The sequence below is a fragment of the Rhodococcus sp. KBW08 genome (assembly GCF_003852455.1).
GTDB classification, from domain to species: domain Bacteria; phylum Actinomycetota; class Actinomycetes; order Mycobacteriales; family Mycobacteriaceae; genus Rhodococcus_F; species Rhodococcus_F baikonurensis.
Genome location: NZ_QAJJ01000002.1, coordinates 482,472 through 496,901 on the forward strand (window position 1 = coordinate 482,472; position 14,430 = coordinate 496,901).

Annotated in this window: 15 protein-coding genes; 4 read left to right on the plus strand and 11 right to left on the minus strand. The window is 63.0% G+C overall.

Annotation, left to right across the window (positions count from 1 at the left end):
* Window positions 1-34: 34 nt before the first annotated feature.
* The 4 genes from DBV08_RS02615 to DBV08_RS02630 are packed head-to-tail and all read right to left on the minus strand — an operon-like array spanning window position 35 to window position 3,323.
* A complete protein-coding gene (locus DBV08_RS02615; RefSeq protein WP_095969073.1) occupies window positions 35-1,222 on the minus strand; it encodes a sensor histidine kinase in 1,188 nt (395 codons plus the stop codon).
* A gap of 20 nt (window positions 1,223-1,242) precedes the next feature.
* Window positions 1,243-1,620 carry a hypothetical protein gene (locus DBV08_RS02620; RefSeq protein WP_124566419.1) on the minus strand — a complete coding sequence of 126 codons (378 nt, stop codon included), beginning with the start codon at window positions 1,618-1,620 and terminating at the stop codon, window positions 1,243-1,245.
* A gap of 7 nt (window positions 1,621-1,627) precedes the next feature.
* Window positions 1,628-2,140: a 5-(carboxyamino)imidazole ribonucleotide mutase gene (gene purE, locus DBV08_RS02625; protein ID WP_095969071.1), complete on the minus strand. Its 513-nt coding sequence runs from the start codon at window positions 2,138-2,140 to the stop codon at window positions 1,628-1,630.
* The gene (locus tag DBV08_RS02630; protein ID WP_251012046.1) at window positions 2,124-3,323 is read right to left on the minus strand and encodes a 5-(carboxyamino)imidazole ribonucleotide synthase; all 1,200 of its coding nucleotides are present in this window, start codon (window positions 3,321-3,323) and stop codon (window positions 2,124-2,126) included. The genes purE and DBV08_RS02630 overlap by 17 nt, the downstream gene beginning before the upstream one ends.
* A 191-nt stretch (window positions 3,324-3,514) precedes the next feature.
* Here DBV08_RS02630 and DBV08_RS02635 point away from each other — a divergent pair, with 191 nt between their 5' ends.
* On the plus strand, window positions 3,515-4,114 hold the full coding sequence (locus DBV08_RS02635; RefSeq protein ID WP_124566421.1) for a GtrA family protein: 600 nt from the start codon (window positions 3,515-3,517) through the stop codon (window positions 4,112-4,114).
* Window positions 4,115-4,140: 26 nt separating this feature from the next.
* Here DBV08_RS02635 and DBV08_RS02640 read toward each other — a convergent pair whose 3' ends face one another.
* The 5 genes from DBV08_RS02640 to DBV08_RS02660 all read right to left on the minus strand — a co-directional run bounded on the left by DBV08_RS02640 (window position 4,141) and on the right by DBV08_RS02660 (window position 8,412).
* Complete coding sequence (locus tag DBV08_RS02640; protein WP_095969068.1) at window positions 4,141-5,463, minus strand: HAMP domain-containing sensor histidine kinase; 1,323 nt, start codon at window positions 5,461-5,463, stop codon at window positions 4,141-4,143.
* A gap of 26 nt (window positions 5,464-5,489) precedes the next feature.
* Window positions 5,490-6,170 (minus strand): response regulator transcription factor, encoded by a 681-nt coding sequence (locus DBV08_RS02645; protein ID WP_003940916.1) that lies wholly within the window; start codon window positions 6,168-6,170, stop codon window positions 5,490-5,492.
* Between the two features lie 37 nt (window positions 6,171-6,207).
* Complete coding sequence (locus DBV08_RS02650) at window positions 6,208-6,774, minus strand: PH domain-containing protein (protein WP_095969067.1); 567 nt, start codon at window positions 6,772-6,774, stop codon at window positions 6,208-6,210.
* 89 nt (window positions 6,775-6,863) lie between these two features.
* Window positions 6,864-7,439, minus strand: coding sequence for an HdeD family acid-resistance protein (locus DBV08_RS02655; RefSeq protein WP_003941007.1), 576 nt, complete (start codon window positions 7,437-7,439; stop codon window positions 6,864-6,866).
* A 118-nt stretch (window positions 7,440-7,557) separates the two neighbouring features.
* The gene (locus DBV08_RS02660) at window positions 7,558-8,412 is read right to left on the minus strand and encodes a biotin--[acetyl-CoA-carboxylase] ligase (RefSeq protein WP_124566422.1); all 855 of its coding nucleotides are present in this window, start codon (window positions 8,410-8,412) and stop codon (window positions 7,558-7,560) included.
* A 115-nt stretch (window positions 8,413-8,527) separates the two neighbouring features.
* On the opposite strand from DBV08_RS02660, the gene DBV08_RS02665 reads away from it, so the two are divergent.
* Genes DBV08_RS02665 through DBV08_RS02675 form a run of 3 tightly spaced genes read left to right on the plus strand, consistent with a single transcriptional unit; the run spans window position 8,528 to window position 11,164 of the window.
* Complete coding sequence (locus DBV08_RS02665; RefSeq protein ID WP_003940853.1) at window positions 8,528-10,168, plus strand: acyl-CoA carboxylase subunit beta; 1,641 nt, start codon at window positions 8,528-8,530, stop codon at window positions 10,166-10,168.
* A complete protein-coding gene (locus DBV08_RS02670; protein WP_007731147.1) occupies window positions 10,165-10,506 on the plus strand; it encodes an acyl-CoA carboxylase subunit epsilon in 342 nt (113 codons plus the stop codon). The genes DBV08_RS02665 and DBV08_RS02670 overlap by 4 nt, the downstream gene beginning before the upstream one ends.
* A gap of 16 nt (window positions 10,507-10,522) precedes the next feature.
* Window positions 10,523-11,164, plus strand: a complete 642-nt coding sequence (locus DBV08_RS02675; protein WP_124566423.1) for a nucleoside triphosphate pyrophosphatase — start codon at window positions 10,523-10,525, stop codon at window positions 11,162-11,164.
* Between the two features lie 108 nt (window positions 11,165-11,272).
* Here DBV08_RS02675 and DBV08_RS02680 read toward each other — a convergent pair whose 3' ends face one another.
* Window positions 11,273-12,571, minus strand: coding sequence for an HNH endonuclease signature motif containing protein (locus tag DBV08_RS02680; protein ID WP_124566424.1), 1,299 nt, complete (start codon window positions 12,569-12,571; stop codon window positions 11,273-11,275).
* Between the two features lie 62 nt (window positions 12,572-12,633).
* Window positions 12,634-14,331, minus strand: coding sequence for an MFS transporter (locus DBV08_RS02685; protein ID WP_124566425.1), 1,698 nt, complete (start codon window positions 14,329-14,331; stop codon window positions 12,634-12,636).
* Between the last annotated feature and the right edge of the window lie 99 nt (window positions 14,332-14,430).

The window sequence follows — 14,430 nt, forward strand, 5'->3', positions numbered from 1 at the left end:
CCACTCACCTTAAGACCTGCAGACGTTTCAAGACCTACCCAGACGTTCGTTCGTAGGGCAGGACAGCCCGGACACTGTATCCGCCGCCAGATTTCGGTCCGGCGGTAACTTTGCCTCCGTGCAGTTTGGCGCGCTCGGCCATTCCGATCAGCCCCTGCCCGCCTGGTGACGATTCGACCAACGCTGCGCTGCCACCTCGTCCGTCGTCGGTAATGCCGAGAACGAGTTCGGTTTCAGCCCACGTCATCTCGACGCTCGCCTGTGCTCCTGGTCCGGCATGTTTGAGAACGTTCGTCAGTGATTCCTGGACGATGCGATACGCCGTCAACCCCGCACCCGCAGAGAGTTCGCGTGGTTCGCCGGTCACGCTGACGGCGATGTCGAGCCCACTGCTGCGCAACTCGTGGAACAGACTGTCGATGTCGCCCGCACCCGGGATCACCGAGAAGTCACGGGGCGTGTCCTCGCGCAGAACCGACAGAAGCGAGCGCATGTCGGTCAGCGCCTGGCGGCCCGTGGAGGCAATGGTTTCGAGCGCCTGAACGGCAGCCTGCGGGTCCTTCGCCGCACTGTAGCGTCCGCCGTCGGCTTGGGCGATGACAACGGTCAACGAATGCGCGACGATGTCGTGCATCTCGCGCGCTATCCGCGAGCGCTCGCTGATCGTCGCGATTTCCGCTTCCTGCGCACGCTCGAGTTCGAGCAACCGTGCGCGCTCGGTCAGGCCTTCCAGTTGTTTGGTGCGGACTCGACGCAGATCACCGAACGCCCAGACCGCGAGCATGAAGATCATGACGGCCACGGACTGCATGACCTGCGAAGACACCGGGATTCCGTCGTAGCCGAAGTATCGAACAGTCCCGGCAATCGAGCCGAGCAACGCGAGCAGCAGACCGGTGAGTGAACTCCACCGTGCTCCGTAGGCGGCCAGCGCGTACAGGGAGATGGGAACAACGACGGCGGACGCCAGCAGCGTATTGCCGATGAAGATCACGTGCAGTACCGAGAACCCGGCGATCACCATGCCGGAGAGTTCCGGGCGCGAGCGCCGCCACACCAGCGGAACCGTCATGCCCAGCGAGATGAACACCGCCAGCGGACTCGCCTCGACCGCAACGACGACACTGAACAGTGCGGCAACCGTCGCGATGCAGATGTCCACACCGCGAGCATGATCCGCGCTCCAGCGGACGAAGCGTTCACTAGTCGGAAAACGAGCCATGCCGCCAACAGTAGCTTTGCTCAGGTGCGGTAGCCGCCGTCTTCGAGTCCGGCCTCGATTTCGAATCGGTTCCGCGGCCCGCGATGACGCAGCTCCTCACGCAGATAGAGCAGCCCGAATACGATTCCGTACCTGGCCCATTGGTCTGCGTGGACAGCCTCGTGACGAAGGACGGATCGAGTCGTGTTTCTCCGCGTGAGATACACACCACCGAGAGTTGTTCCGCCTCTGGCGAACCCGCCGCGTAGCCCGGAAGCGACAAAGATCCCGGACTCGTCGTCGAAGCTGATGTCCGCGCCGAGAAGCCCGGCGTAGAACAGGGTGACGCGAGTGACGAATGCGGACTGCGCGCTGCCCCGACTCGCTCGGATCAGCGGCAGCCCGCGTCGTGCACACACGAGAAGATCAGCCCAGCAGTTTCTCGCGAAGCGCCTTGTCCTTGTCGAGCACCATCGACTCGAGACTCTCCTGGAATGCCACCATCCGCTGCTGCAGTGCGGGATCGGAAGCGCCGAGAATCCGAGCGGCCAGCAGACCGGCGTTGCGAGCCCCGCCGATCGACACTGTTGCCACCGGGACACCGGCCGGCATCTGGACGATCGAGAGCAGCGAATCCATACCGTCGAGGTACTTGAGCGGCACCGGAACTCCGATGACGGGCAGCGGCGTTGCCGAGGCAACCATGCCCGGAAGGTGTGCGGCGCCACCGGCACCGGCGATGATGACCTTGATTCCGCGGCCGGCGGCGTCCTTGGCGTAGTCGAGCATCCGCTGAGGCGTACGGTGCGCCGAGACGACTCCGACCTCGAAGCGGATACCGAATTCGGCCAGCGCTTCGGCTGCCGCTTCCATGGTCGGCCAATCCGAATCGCTGCCCATGATCAGGCCGACCTGCGCGCTCTCACTCACCGTGTACATCCCATCCGTCGGTCCAAACTGCGTACGAAAGCCAATGTGCTGCCCGCTCGGCGCGTTCCCGAACTGCGGCAACGTAATTCGGATCGTCGATGGATCCGGCGCCGCCCACGATGTTGACGTGCCCGATCTTGCGGTCCTTGCGCTCACCCTTGCCGTACAGGTGGATCTTCGCGTCGGGCATCCGAGCGAACAGGTGATGCACACGCTCGTCCATCGTCATCTCGGGCGCTTCCGGTGCACCCAGAACGTTCGCCATCACGGTGACCGGAGCGATCGGCGAAGTGTCTCCGAGCGGGTAGTCGAGAACCGCGCGCAGATGCTGTTCGAACTGAGAGGTGCGGGCGCCGTCCATCGTCCAGTGACCGGAATTGTGCGGGCGCATCGCCAACTCGTTGACCACGAGAGTGCCGTCCGTCGTCTCGAAGAGTTCGACGGCCATCGAGCCGACGACGCCGAGTTCGGACGCGATGCGCAACGCCAATTGCTCGGCTTCCTCGGCAACGGCACTCGACAGCTCGGGGGCAGGTGCGATCACGACGGCGCACTGGCCGTTGCGCTGAACGGTCTCGACGACCGGCCACGTAGCACCCTGCCCGAACGGTGACCGCGCAACCATGGCGGACAGTTCCCGACGCATCGAGACCATTTCCTCGACGATCAGTGGAACACCCTTGTCCAGCTGCTCGGTGACAATGGCTTCTGCTTCGTCCTGATCGTCGGTGATCCAGACGCCCCGGCCGTCGTAGCCTCCGCGTGTTGCCTTGATGACAAGCGGCCAACCGTGTTCGGCACCGAAACGCACGACGTCTTCTGCCCACGTCACTTCGGCGTACGCGGGTACGGGTGCGCCCAGTTCGGCAAGTTTGCGACGCATCAGCAGTTTGTCCTGAGCGAAGATCAGAGCGTGCGGCGGAGGCTGAACGTTCACGCCTTCGGCAACAAGAACCTCGAGATGTTCGGTCGGCACGTGCTCGTGGTCGAACGTCAACGCGTTGGAACCGACCGCTGCGCGGCGAAGAGCGTCGAGGTCGGTGTGGCTGCCGAGCACGACGTCGGGGCTGACCTGAGCTGCCGGCTCGTCCGCAGTCCCGGAGAGCACTCGGAGCGTCTGGCCCAGGGCCACCGCCGCCTGGTGAGTCATCCTGGCCAACTGTCCGCCACCGATCATGGTGACGACGGGCATGGATGCTTTTGCCGGTCGAGGGGTGGTCGGGCGGGCGGGGATCTGCGCGGGATCGTTGTTGCCGGTCACGGCTCTCTATGTTGTCATGTGCCGCGTTCGCCCGTTCATTCAGCGTTCCCAATCTGTGATTCTGCTGATGAATCCGCGGCAAATTGGTGGTAACGCGGTTTCGTTTCGTAAACTCATCTGTTGTGCCATTTGTCGACGGGGTCATTGCCCGCATACCCCAACCGTTTCGTGACATCGCTCTGCGTCACAGCGAGCTGATCAAATTCGCGATCGTCGGCGGAACGACCTTCCTGATCGACTCCGGCATCTTCTACACACTCAAGCTGTCGATCCTCGAATCCAAGCCGATCACGGCCAAGATCATCGCCGGCGTCGTCGCGGTGATCGCGTCGTACATTCTCAACCGCGAGTGGTCGTTCAAGAACCGTGGTGGCCGTGAACCAGCGCACGAGGCTGCCCTGTTCTTCATCATCAGCGCCATCGGCGTCGTCATCAGCTTCATCCCGCTGTACATCTCCAGTTACGTCTTCAACCTGCGCGTACCCGAAGTCAGCTTGGCGGCGGAGAACATCGCCGACTTCATCAGTGCGTACGTCATCGGCAACCTGCTGCAGATGGCGTTCCGATTCTGGGCCTTCCGCAAGTTCGTGTTTCCCGACGAGAATCCGGAACCGCTCGAACTATCCGACACCACGGGATTGTCCGAAACCACGGCGTTAACCGAAACCACAGCGCCTGACCCGGTCATTCCTGACGCCGAAGAGGAACTCGGGCACTCCTGAGTTTTCCGCTTGCGCGAGCCTTTCGGTCAGCGCGGTTCGCGGTGCGGAACGACGTCCGCGGGCGGAGCAGTGTTGGCCACCGGCAAGAAGACGGCGAACAAGGCAGGCTTACGCCTCTGCAGTTCCAGTCGGCCCCCGTCGGCTTCGATCAGTGCACGTGCGAGCGCCAACCCGACGCCGGTGGACCCGGCCCCCGAAAATCCTCTGTCGAAGATGTGCGGTGCAAGATCGTTCTCCACGCCGGAGCCTTCGTCGGTGACCTCGACGCACACCATCGAGTCACGACGAGACGAACTGCGACCGGTACCGTCGATCAATCGGACAGACACCGTGCACGTGCCTTCACCGTGTTCGAACGAATTGTCGACCAGAACGGAAACAGCTTCACGCAGACGCGAACCTGTGGTCGCAGCCATCACTGTGCGGTCGCCGCGTAAGCGGAGCCTGCGCCCCTCCCCGTCGAACTGAGCCTGCCAGTCGCGGGTCACCTGTTCCAGCTCGCCGACCACCGACACCAGACTCGCCGACGACCCGCTGGTGCGCGACGAGCGAATCAGGTCGTCGATTCCGTCGGTGAGCCTGTCTACTTGCGCCATGGCTTCCTCGGCCTCGTTCACGACGTCAGGATCTTCGTGAACGGACAACTCGTCCAGGCGCAGACGCACCGCAGTCAGTCGACTGCGCAGTTGATGCGAGACGTCCGCGACCAGCGCGCGCTCTCGTTGCAGCCGCACCGAAATCTCCACCGTTGCCGCGTCGAGCACGTCGGACACGCGGTCGAGTTCGGGGATGTCGTGCCGACGAGGATCCGGCCGGAAGTCACCTTCGGCGAGGCGCGCCGCCCGGTCGGCCACATCCTGCAGCGGATCGGCCAGCCGACGCGCAGTGACCACGGCGACGACGGTGCCTGCCGTGATGGACAGAAGCACGAGCACGCCGACGGCCATCACCGCTTGCTTCTGCTGGGTGCGCAGATTCTCCGACGGCACCTCGAGGCGCAACGAGCCTGAGGTTCCCATCGCGAGCGATTCGACGAGTGCGTTCTTGACTGTCGCCTCACCGACGTCGACTCGTGCGGCGCCGTCGACGACGGTCGGATACACGACGACGAGGCGCCCGTCGTTCGGGGTGAGGACCTTGAGCGAATCGGTGTTCAACGCGCCTTCGACGAGTCCGTTGGTGCCCTCCTGTGCGATGACCTCGGCGGCCATCCGGTCGAGTCGCACCCGGAGGTCACTGCGCGTCACGTCCTCCACCCAGAGCCACGCCGTGTAGATCAGCGGAACTCCCAGCAGCAACGCCGTCATGATCACGACAGCGAGAATCGACTGCAATATGCGACGCCGCATGCCGGCAGTTCCTGGTTCTCGAGTTGCTAGTCGGTGTTGATTCGGAAACCGACACCGCGGACGGTGGCAATTCTGCGTTCCACGGCGGGGCCCTCGTCACCGATCTTGCGGCGCAGCCACGACATGTGCATGTCGAGCGTCTTCGATCCACGAAGCTCGACGTCGCCCCACACCTCACGAAGGATCGTATCGCGCGAGACTACTTCCCCGGCATGCTCGAGGAGGACCCGCAGAAGCTCGTATTCCTTGTTGGCCAAGGCGATTTCGGAACCGTTGACGAGTACGCGTCGTGCCGCGGGCTCGAGTCTGATGCCACCGACCTCGACGATCGTGTCCTCACGGCCACCGTGGCGACGCAGGAGTGCTCGCACACGTGCCATCAACTCGGCGAGACGAAACGGCTTGCTGACGTAGTCGTCGGCGCCCGCGTCCAACCCGACCACGAAGTCGACTTCGTCGGTTCTGGCGGTCAACATCAGCACGGCGAGCGAGGTGCGATGCGCACGGATCTGTCGACAGACCTCGAGGCCGTCCATGCCCGGAAGGCCGAGATCGAGAATCAACAGATCGAAATCACCTTCGAGCGCCTGCTGCAACGCAGCGGGTCCGGTCGGTTCGACGGTCACCGAATACCCTTCCCGTCCCAATGCACGGGAAAGAGGTGCGGCAATGGCCTCGTCGTCTTCGGCTAGCAATACGGCAGTCACACGAACAGACTACGGACAACACGCCTTTGCACGTTGATTACCAGCCATTTCGATCGTTCGGGTCGTCGTTTTCGACGATCGGCCGCTGCAGTGGCTGCTGTGGCGGCTGCTGCGTCGAATCGAAAACCTGGTGATACAGGAGGGCGTGAACATGCTCGACATCCGGAATGTCGTCGAACTCGAGCGGATCGTCACTGGCCGATGCGATGACCAGAGTTCCGGTCTTGAGCATTCGATCGATCAGTCCGTGGCGGAACTGAACATTGCTGATCCGCCCCATGGGAATGTCGATACCGGTGTGTGTGAGCACTCCGTGGCGGATGAGCACCCGCCGATCGGTGACGATGAAATGCGTGAACTTCCAGACCGTGAACGGCGCAACCGATCGCCAGGCCACGACGCCGAGCCAGATGATTCCGACGGCAATGGACGACACGGTGCGAGCCGTGCCGTCCAATCTCGTCTGTGCGAGGCCCAACAAGAACCCGGCGACGGCCGTCGCAAGCACGAACGTCAGCGCCGGAAGCACCAACATCTTCCAATGAGGATGGCGATGCAGTATCAGTTCCTCGTCCTGAGCGAGGGCGTCTTCGGGATATCCCATGACGGGAAGTCTGCCACCCCGCACCGACTTTCAGGCACACCGACTTTCAGGCACACCGACTTTCAGGCACACCCGTCTTCAGGGCACGCTCAGGGCTGCGCGATCTTTCGCAGCACCAGCGGGGTCACGACGATGATGATGCCGTACAGCACCATCCATACGCCGACCACGATGCGGAAGACGTCGAGCGAGAGTTCGGGCTGCAGAAGGACGATCGCGCCCGCGACGATGCTGATGACTCCGAGCACGATCGACAGACCGCGATCGACGGTGTGCCCGGACGCTGCGTCGACCAGATCGAGAACGCCGCGGAATACCCACCAGGCACCGATCACCAGTGCGATCAGAACCACCGTCTGCAAAGGGCTACGGAGAACCAGGAATCCGAGGAGCACTGCCAACGCGCCGGAGATCGCGACAAGCGTCCGAGTTCCACCTGAAGCCGTCACGTCCGCGAACGAACGGATGATCTGGACGATTCCGAATCCGAACAACTGAATTGCAATGACCACCGCGACCACGAAAAGGGTGGCATCCGGCCATGCGAGTACCGCGATACCCAGGCCCAATGTGAGGACACCGAGCAGCACCGTCACGCCGGTGAGTACGCGGCGAGCGCTCTCGGCCGTCTCGGCTTCGGTCGGAACAACGATCGGTGTGGTCATGACGCCCCTAGGCAGCTCAGTAGATCCCGCAGTTAAGTGAAATGAAGGACGGACGGTTGGTTCGAAAACCGGCCAGGGCCAAAAATTAGCACTTCGGTGCCAGAAAATCAGGCAAGGCTCATGATTCGGCTACCGGGGCGGCCCGAAGGTGCGTGATATCACCCGCAGCGACCGCAAAGGTCTCCCCATCTGTTCCCTCGATCTCGATGACGACGCGGCCGGAAGTGTCGACGTCGGTCGCGATACCGAACACCTCCTTGTCGCCCGGCAAGACCGCGCGGACTCGTTTGCCCAGCGTCCCGCAGCGCTGCCGGTATTCGGCAGCCAACACAGATGTATCCCATTTCGATGATTCCCAAGCACGGAACTGCGTCGCCAACTCACGGGCGATTGCTCGAACGAGGGTGTCGCGGTCGACAGTCGATGCTTCTTCGACGAGGAGTGATGTAGCGGTCGGGACGGGCAGCTCCTCCACACCCAGGCTCACGTTCAACCCGATGCCCACCACCACCGCGGGATCGGGCGCAGTCCTTGCCACCTCGGCCAGAATTCCGGCAACCTTCTTGTCACCGATGAGAACGTCGTTCGGCCACTTGAGTTCTGCGGGCACTTCGGCCACGTTGCGCAGCGCGTCGACGACGGCGATTCCCGACAGCAGCGGGAGCCAACCCATGTCCGTGAGATTCATTCCGGGCATCGACAGCAGAACCGACATCGAGATCTGCGCTTGCGGCGGACTCACCCAGGTGCGCGAATGACGGCCGCGGGCACTCGCCTGATATTCGGCGATCAGAACGTGACGGTCTGCATCCGGATCTGCCGCTCGCGCAAGGAGATCCGCGTTCGTCGAGCCGGTCTCCTCGACCACGTCGAGGCGGTTCCAGAAAACGCGCGCGTCATCGTTGTCACTGCGCACGAGTGCGCGCCGTAGGGCATTGCCGTCGAGGGGCGGTCGGTTCAAGTCGGTCCACATAGTCCCAGCCTATGACGACAGCGAGAATGTACTGGTCAGTAGCTTGAGCCTGCAAGACAGCAACAATCGGACCTGCCTTCGAAGCCCCCCACGCACTCTCGTTAAGCTCACGTCCATGACCACTGTCCAAGAGCCGAACGCGCCGGAGGCGGCGGCCGCACCCGATATCCACACGACCGCGGGAAAGCTCGCGGACCTGCGGAATCGCCAAGCCCAGGCGCAGGCACCGAGCGGCGAAGCCGCCATCGACAAGGTGCACGCCAAAGGCAAGCTGACCGCCCGCGAGCGCATCACCGCCCTCCTCGACGAGGGCTCCTTCGTCGAACTCGACGCACTGGCACGGCACCGGAGTGTGAACTTCGGTCTCGCTGACAACCGCCCGGTCGGCGACGGCGTCGTCACCGGTTACGGCACCATCGACGGCCGCGACGTCTGTGTCTTTTCACAGGACGCCACCGTTTTCGGCGGATCGCTCGGCGAAATCTACGGTGAGAAGATCGTCAAGGTCATGGACCTCGCGATCCGCACCGGTCGCCCCCTCGTCGGCATCAACGAAGGTGCAGGCGCGCGCATCCAGGAAGGCGTCGTCTCGCTCGGCCTCTACGGCGAGATCTTCCATCGCAATGTCCAGGCATCGGGCGTCATCCCCCAGATCTCACTGATCATGGGACCCGCCGCCGGCGGCCACGTCTACTCCCCCGCGCTGACCGACTTCGTCGTGATGGTCGACGAGACCTCCCAGATGTTCGTCACCGGCCCCGACGTCATCAAGACGGTCACCGGTGAAGACGTCACGATGGAAGACCTCGGCGGTGCTCGCACCCACATGGTCAAGTCCGGCGTCGCACACTACGTTGCTTCCGGCGAGCAGGATGCCCTCGACTACGTCAAGGACCTGCTCAGCTACCTGCCGTCCAACAACCAGGCAGCGGCTCCCCGCGGCGAGATCACCGACCCGATCGTCGGTTCGATCGAAGACAGTCTGACCGCCGAGGACATCGAACTCGACACCCTCATCCCGGATTCGGCCAACCAGCCGTACGACATGCACGAGGTCATCCGTCGCATCCTCGACGACGACGAGTTCCTCGAGGTCCAGGCCGAGCGCGCGATGAACATCATCGTCGGTTTCGGTCGCGTCGACGGCCGCTCGGTCGGCATCGTCGCCAACCAGCCCACCCAGTTCGCGGGCTGCCTCGACATCGACGCCTCGGAGAAGGCCGCACGCTTCGTGCGCACCTGCGACGCCTTCAACGTCCCGATCATCACCCTCGTCGACGTTCCCGGCTTCCTTCCCGGAACCGAGCAGGAATACAACGGCATCATTCGTCGCGGCGCGAAGCTCCTCTACGCGTACGGCGAAGCAACGGTCGGAAAGATCACGGTCATCACCCGCAAGGCTTACGGCGGAGCGTACGACGTCATGGGCTCCAAGCACATGGGCGCCGACGTGAACCTGGCATGGCCGACCGCTCAGATCGCCGTCATGGGTGCATCCGGAGCAGTCGGATTCGTCTACCGCAAGCAGCTTCTCGAAGCCGCCAAGAACGGCGAAGACGTCGATGCACTGCGCCTCAAGCTGCAGAACGAGTACGAGGACACCCTCGTCAACCCGTACGTCGCCGCCGAGCGCGGATACGTCGACGCTGTGATTCCTCCGTCGCACACCCGCGGACAGATCGTCTCCGCATTGCGACTGCTCGAGCGCAAGGCCGTTTCCCTTCCGCCCAAGAAGCATGGGAACATTCCCCTATGACCGCAACCACCGAGGACATTCTCAGCGAAGATGTCGCACTGGCGGAGACCGCACCGACCAACGGTGCGGTAGTCGAGGGAACCGCGACGGACGCGTCGCTCACGGAGCTGACCGAGACGTCGACATCCGACGCGTCGGTCATCAAGATCGTCAAGGGTTCACCCACCGACGTCGAGATCGCAGCACTCGTCAGCGTGCTCGCTGCCGCTGCCGGCAGTGGTCAAGCTCCCGAGTCGAACGTTCCCGCGGAGACCTGGGGCGATCCGACTCAGTTCCACCGCACGCGTGCGCCGTTCTCGCCGTACGCGTACCTGAACCCCGCGATCCGTCGCAGCTGACGATCACTCTGCTGACGTGACTCAACTGGTTCTGGCTTCAGCGTCCCCGGCTCGCCTCGCAGTTCTGCGGGCGGCCGGGGTTTCGCCGCTTGTACGTGTCTCCGGTGTCGACGAGGACAAGATTGCCGACAACCTCGGCCCCGACGCCGCTCCCGAAAAAGTCGTGACGGTGCTGGCGGAGGCCAAGGCCGCCGAGATCGTTCCCGGTCTTGCCGCCGACAATCTCACCGACGTAGTGGTAGTCGGGTGCGATTCGATGCTCCTGATCGACGGGCAACTTCAAGGCAAGCCGGGCAGCGTCGATATCGCCCGAAAGCGATGGGCCGCAATGGCCGGACGCAGCGCCACCCTCTTGACCGGGCACTGTGTCCTGCGCGTCGCCGACGGCCGCATCGTTCGCATGGCCTCGGATCACAGCGCAACAGTCGTTCATTTCGCGCAACCGTCCACCGACGATCTCGAGGCATACCTGGCAACGGGCGAACCTCTCCAAGTCGCCGGAGCATTCACGCTCGACAGTCTCGGCGGCTGGTTCGTGGAGAGGATCGAGGGTGATCCCTCGAGTGTCATCGGTATCGGATTGCCTTTGGTGCGAACGCTTCTCGAGCGTGTGGGAGTTTCCGTCTCGGATCTCTGGCGTACTCAGAGTATCTTCTGACACGATTTCCCAAGCACGAGTTCGCCAAGCACGACGACCAGCCTCGCATCGGGTCCAATTCGATGCGAAGCTGGTCGTTTCATGTTGTCCCCGAAAAGGATTGCTCCCTCAGGTAGTGAAGGTGGTGTTCGCCGGCCGCGGGTGCCGCTGCGGGTCGATCGAGGGCGGTGGGATGAACCAGGGTTTGTTGTCGACGCCGATCCGGATTTCCCATTTGCCGACGAACCCGGATTTGCGGTGCATCAACCGGTGATGTGAACGGCACAGCAGGACCAGGTTGTTCATCACGGTCGGGCCGCCGTTGGCCCAGTGCCGAATATGGTGCGCATCCGTCCATGCGGGCACGCATGTGCATCCGGGGAACGCGCAGCCTTTATCTCTCGCGATCAGCGCGACGCGTTGTTCGGCGGTGACCAACCGCTTCCCGGGTTTCGCATCCAACGGCGCGCCGTGATCATCGAGCAGAACAGTGGACAGGAAACAATCACACCCGAGAAGCCTGGTCTGCGATACCGACAGTGGCCCGAGCCAGGGCATGTGCCCCACATCGAGATCCGACACAGACCCACCACCATCAGTGGGGGTCGTGGCGCAATCGCGGTGCTCGGCGAGATCCCGGGCGTTGATGTGTACGTTCACGTGCGGCCGCTGGCCGCCATCCATGCCGGTCTTGGCGCAGTCCAGATACCGGCGGATCAGTTCGGTGAACCCGTCCGCGGTCCGCTTCGCCGCGGACCGGGCATCGGGGGTTCCATCGGGTGCCGGGGTGGGCATCGTCAAATTCGACAGAGCGGAGAGCAGCATTTCGCCGGTGAGGGCGTCAAAATCCCCGCGAACTACCACCCGACCGTTCAACGTCGAGGCGATCCTCAGCTCGTTGCGGTCGACGTCTTCGGCGGGCGGAATTTCATCGGATTCGAAGATTCGCTCCAACGTCGCGATGACGTTCCGGACCTTCGTCGTCGTTGCTTCCACGCCCGACGCGGCAGCCAACAACAAATCGATACAGCGAGGCAACGCTTCGTCCGGCATCCCCTTCGGCGGCGACTCACAAAACGAGACGATCAACACGGCATGATCGAACGAACAATCCCCGCAATCGAACCGAGCTGCCACTGCCGGAAACGGCCGCAGCGCAACACCAAGGGCGGCGATCTTCTTCCCGTCCCGAACCTGGAGCATCGTGTTCGCCGCCAACCACGCACCGACCCCGCGACTGGCGATCACCTGATCATCCGGACGCAACGACAACTCGTCGACCACCGCCACCCGCACAGCCTCGAGACGCAGAATCTCCGCACTCGCCTCGATAGCAGCCTCACGCAACTCGGCAGCCGTCAACTGCCACAAACGTCCGCGCAACCCCACCGCAGAACTAGCCACCACATCCGACAACAAGACACTCATTGAACCCCCCGATCCCCTGAAACACAGGGTACTCGAACACCCGTTCGAGTCAAGAGCAATTCTCAGACTGGCGAATTGACCCGAGGTAGGGCAGTCGACGCCAATCCGATACCGAGCGCAATTGCTGCGATGATCGCGAGTACACGGCGCTGAGCTTCGAGAAATGCTTCGCCGGCCGCCGCCCGGGTAGATGCGTACGCGGCATCAACTGCCACCTGAACGGATTGACCCCCAGGGCCGGCAGTTCCTTCGCGGCGACACTCCGGCGCCACCTCCATCGGCGTTCCGGACGCCAATTGGCTTGTCGCGCAATCGACAAATGCCTTTTCGGCGATATCGACGAGACCAGGACTCACCCCGGCGGCTTCAAGATTCGCAACATACTCGGGCCGCTCCCCCTGCACTGCTTGCGGAGCTTGCCCAGCGACGAGCGAGAAGAACACCACTCCGATCAAGGCCAGTCCGATGGAGCTGCCAACCTGCTGAACGGTCGGAAGCAGTCCCGACACCGAACCCGCGTGCGCGGGTTCGACCGTCGCGAGGATCGCGGTTTGCAGCGGTGCCACGAACAGTCCGAGCCCTGCGCCTCCGAGAAGCAGCGGGCCGGCGAGCGCGAGCCAGCGCGGATCGGTTCCTTCGTGCTCGAGGATGACCGACAACGCGATCAGCGAGCCGGCAAAGACGACCATGCCCAGGATCAGGACGCGGTTTCCGAGCATGCGGTACACCGCCGACGAGAGAACCGCCGCCACGCCCATTCCGACGGCCCACGGCAGCGTCATGACGCCCGCTCGCAATGCGGAGAACCCGAAGCCGAACTGAAGCGTGAGACTGATGGTGAAGATCAACGAAGTCAGGGTTCCGAAGAATACGAACGCAAGAACCGCGCCGATCGCAAATGCTCGGTCGCGGAAGAGTTCGAGCCGAAGGACGGGATCACCGCCGCGTTTCCCCAGCCGCGATTCGTAGAGCACGAAGGCCAATGCCACCGGCACCGACATCGTGAGCATTACGACAAGACCTGTAGGCCATCCACGCGCTCTTCCCTCAGCCAGGGGAAGGATCAGCAGGAACAGTGCCAACGACGACAGCGCGGCGCCGATGAGGTCCAGTGAGCGCACATGCTCAGCGCGAGCATCGACGAGATGGAAATACCCGAGGATCAAGGCGGCGACGCCGATCGGGATGTTGACGAAGAAGATCAGGCGCCAGCCCCAGTCGAAGAGATTCCACTCGATCAGAAGTCCGCCCACCAGAGGCCCGCTGACCGTTGCCAGCCCTATCGTCGCGCCGTAGATCCCGAATACCCGCGGATGCCTCGCCTTCGGAAACAGACCGGAGATTATGGCAAAGGTCTGCGCGGACATCGAACCGGCCGCCAGACCTTGCAGACCGCGGAAGACGATCAGCATCGTCGCGCTCTGAGCGAGCCCGCACAGCAACGAGGCGGCGACGAACACGGACAGTGCCGTCAGAAATACGACTCTGCGACCGAACAGGTCCCCCAGCCGGGCCGCAGTGATCAACGAACAGGCAAAAGCCAGGATGTACACGCTGACCATGAGCAACTGCGCCGAGACGCCGGCTCGAAGATCGACGGCGATACTCGGGAGCGCGACGTTGACGATGGTCGCATCGAGAAGCTGCATGAATGCCGCCGCCAGACTCGTCGCCAACCCGAGCCAAGGCGTCAGAGAACCAGCTCGCCGTCCGCCCTTGTGGTCGGCGCCGACAGCGTCACCTAAAGGGTCCGGAAGCACCGAATGATCCTAATCGAACAGGACGCTTCTAGAACCTGTTCTTGTTTAGATTGTAGTATTTCGGACAATTCAGTCCCCCAGATGGGATAGTTCGTCGTC

Coding starts and splice junctions, on each gene's coding strand:
- DBV08_RS02615 (WP_095969073.1), bottom strand. CDS start 1,222: ATGGCTCGTTTTCCGACTAGTGAACGCTTCGTCCGCTGGAGCGCGGAT.
- purE (WP_095969071.1), bottom strand. CDS start 2,140: ATGTACACGGTGAGTGAGAGCGCGCAGGTCGGCCTGATCATGGGCAGC.
- DBV08_RS02630 (WP_251012046.1), bottom strand. CDS start 3,323: ATGCCCGTCGTCACCATGATCGGTGGCGGACAGTTGGCCAGGATGACT.
- DBV08_RS02640 (WP_095969068.1), bottom strand. CDS start 5,463: ATGCGGCGTCGCATATTGCAGTCGATTCTCGCTGTCGTGATCATGACG.
- DBV08_RS02650 (WP_095969067.1), bottom strand. CDS start 6,774: ATGGGATATCCCGAAGACGCCCTCGCTCAGGACGAGGAACTGATACTG.
- DBV08_RS02655 (WP_003941007.1), bottom strand. CDS start 7,439: ATGACCACACCGATCGTTGTTCCGACCGAAGCCGAGACGGCCGAGAGC.
- DBV08_RS02660 (WP_124566422.1), bottom strand. CDS start 8,412: ATGTGGACCGACTTGAACCGACCGCCCCTCGACGGCAATGCCCTACGG.
- DBV08_RS02665 (WP_003940853.1), top strand. CDS start 8,528: ATGACCACTGTCCAAGAGCCGAACGCGCCGGAGGCGGCGGCCGCACCC.
- DBV08_RS02670 (WP_007731147.1), top strand. CDS start 10,165: ATGACCGCAACCACCGAGGACATTCTCAGCGAAGATGTCGCACTGGCG.
- DBV08_RS02680 (WP_124566424.1), bottom strand. CDS start 12,571: ATGAGTGTCTTGTTGTCGGATGTGGTGGCTAGTTCTGCGGTGGGGTTG.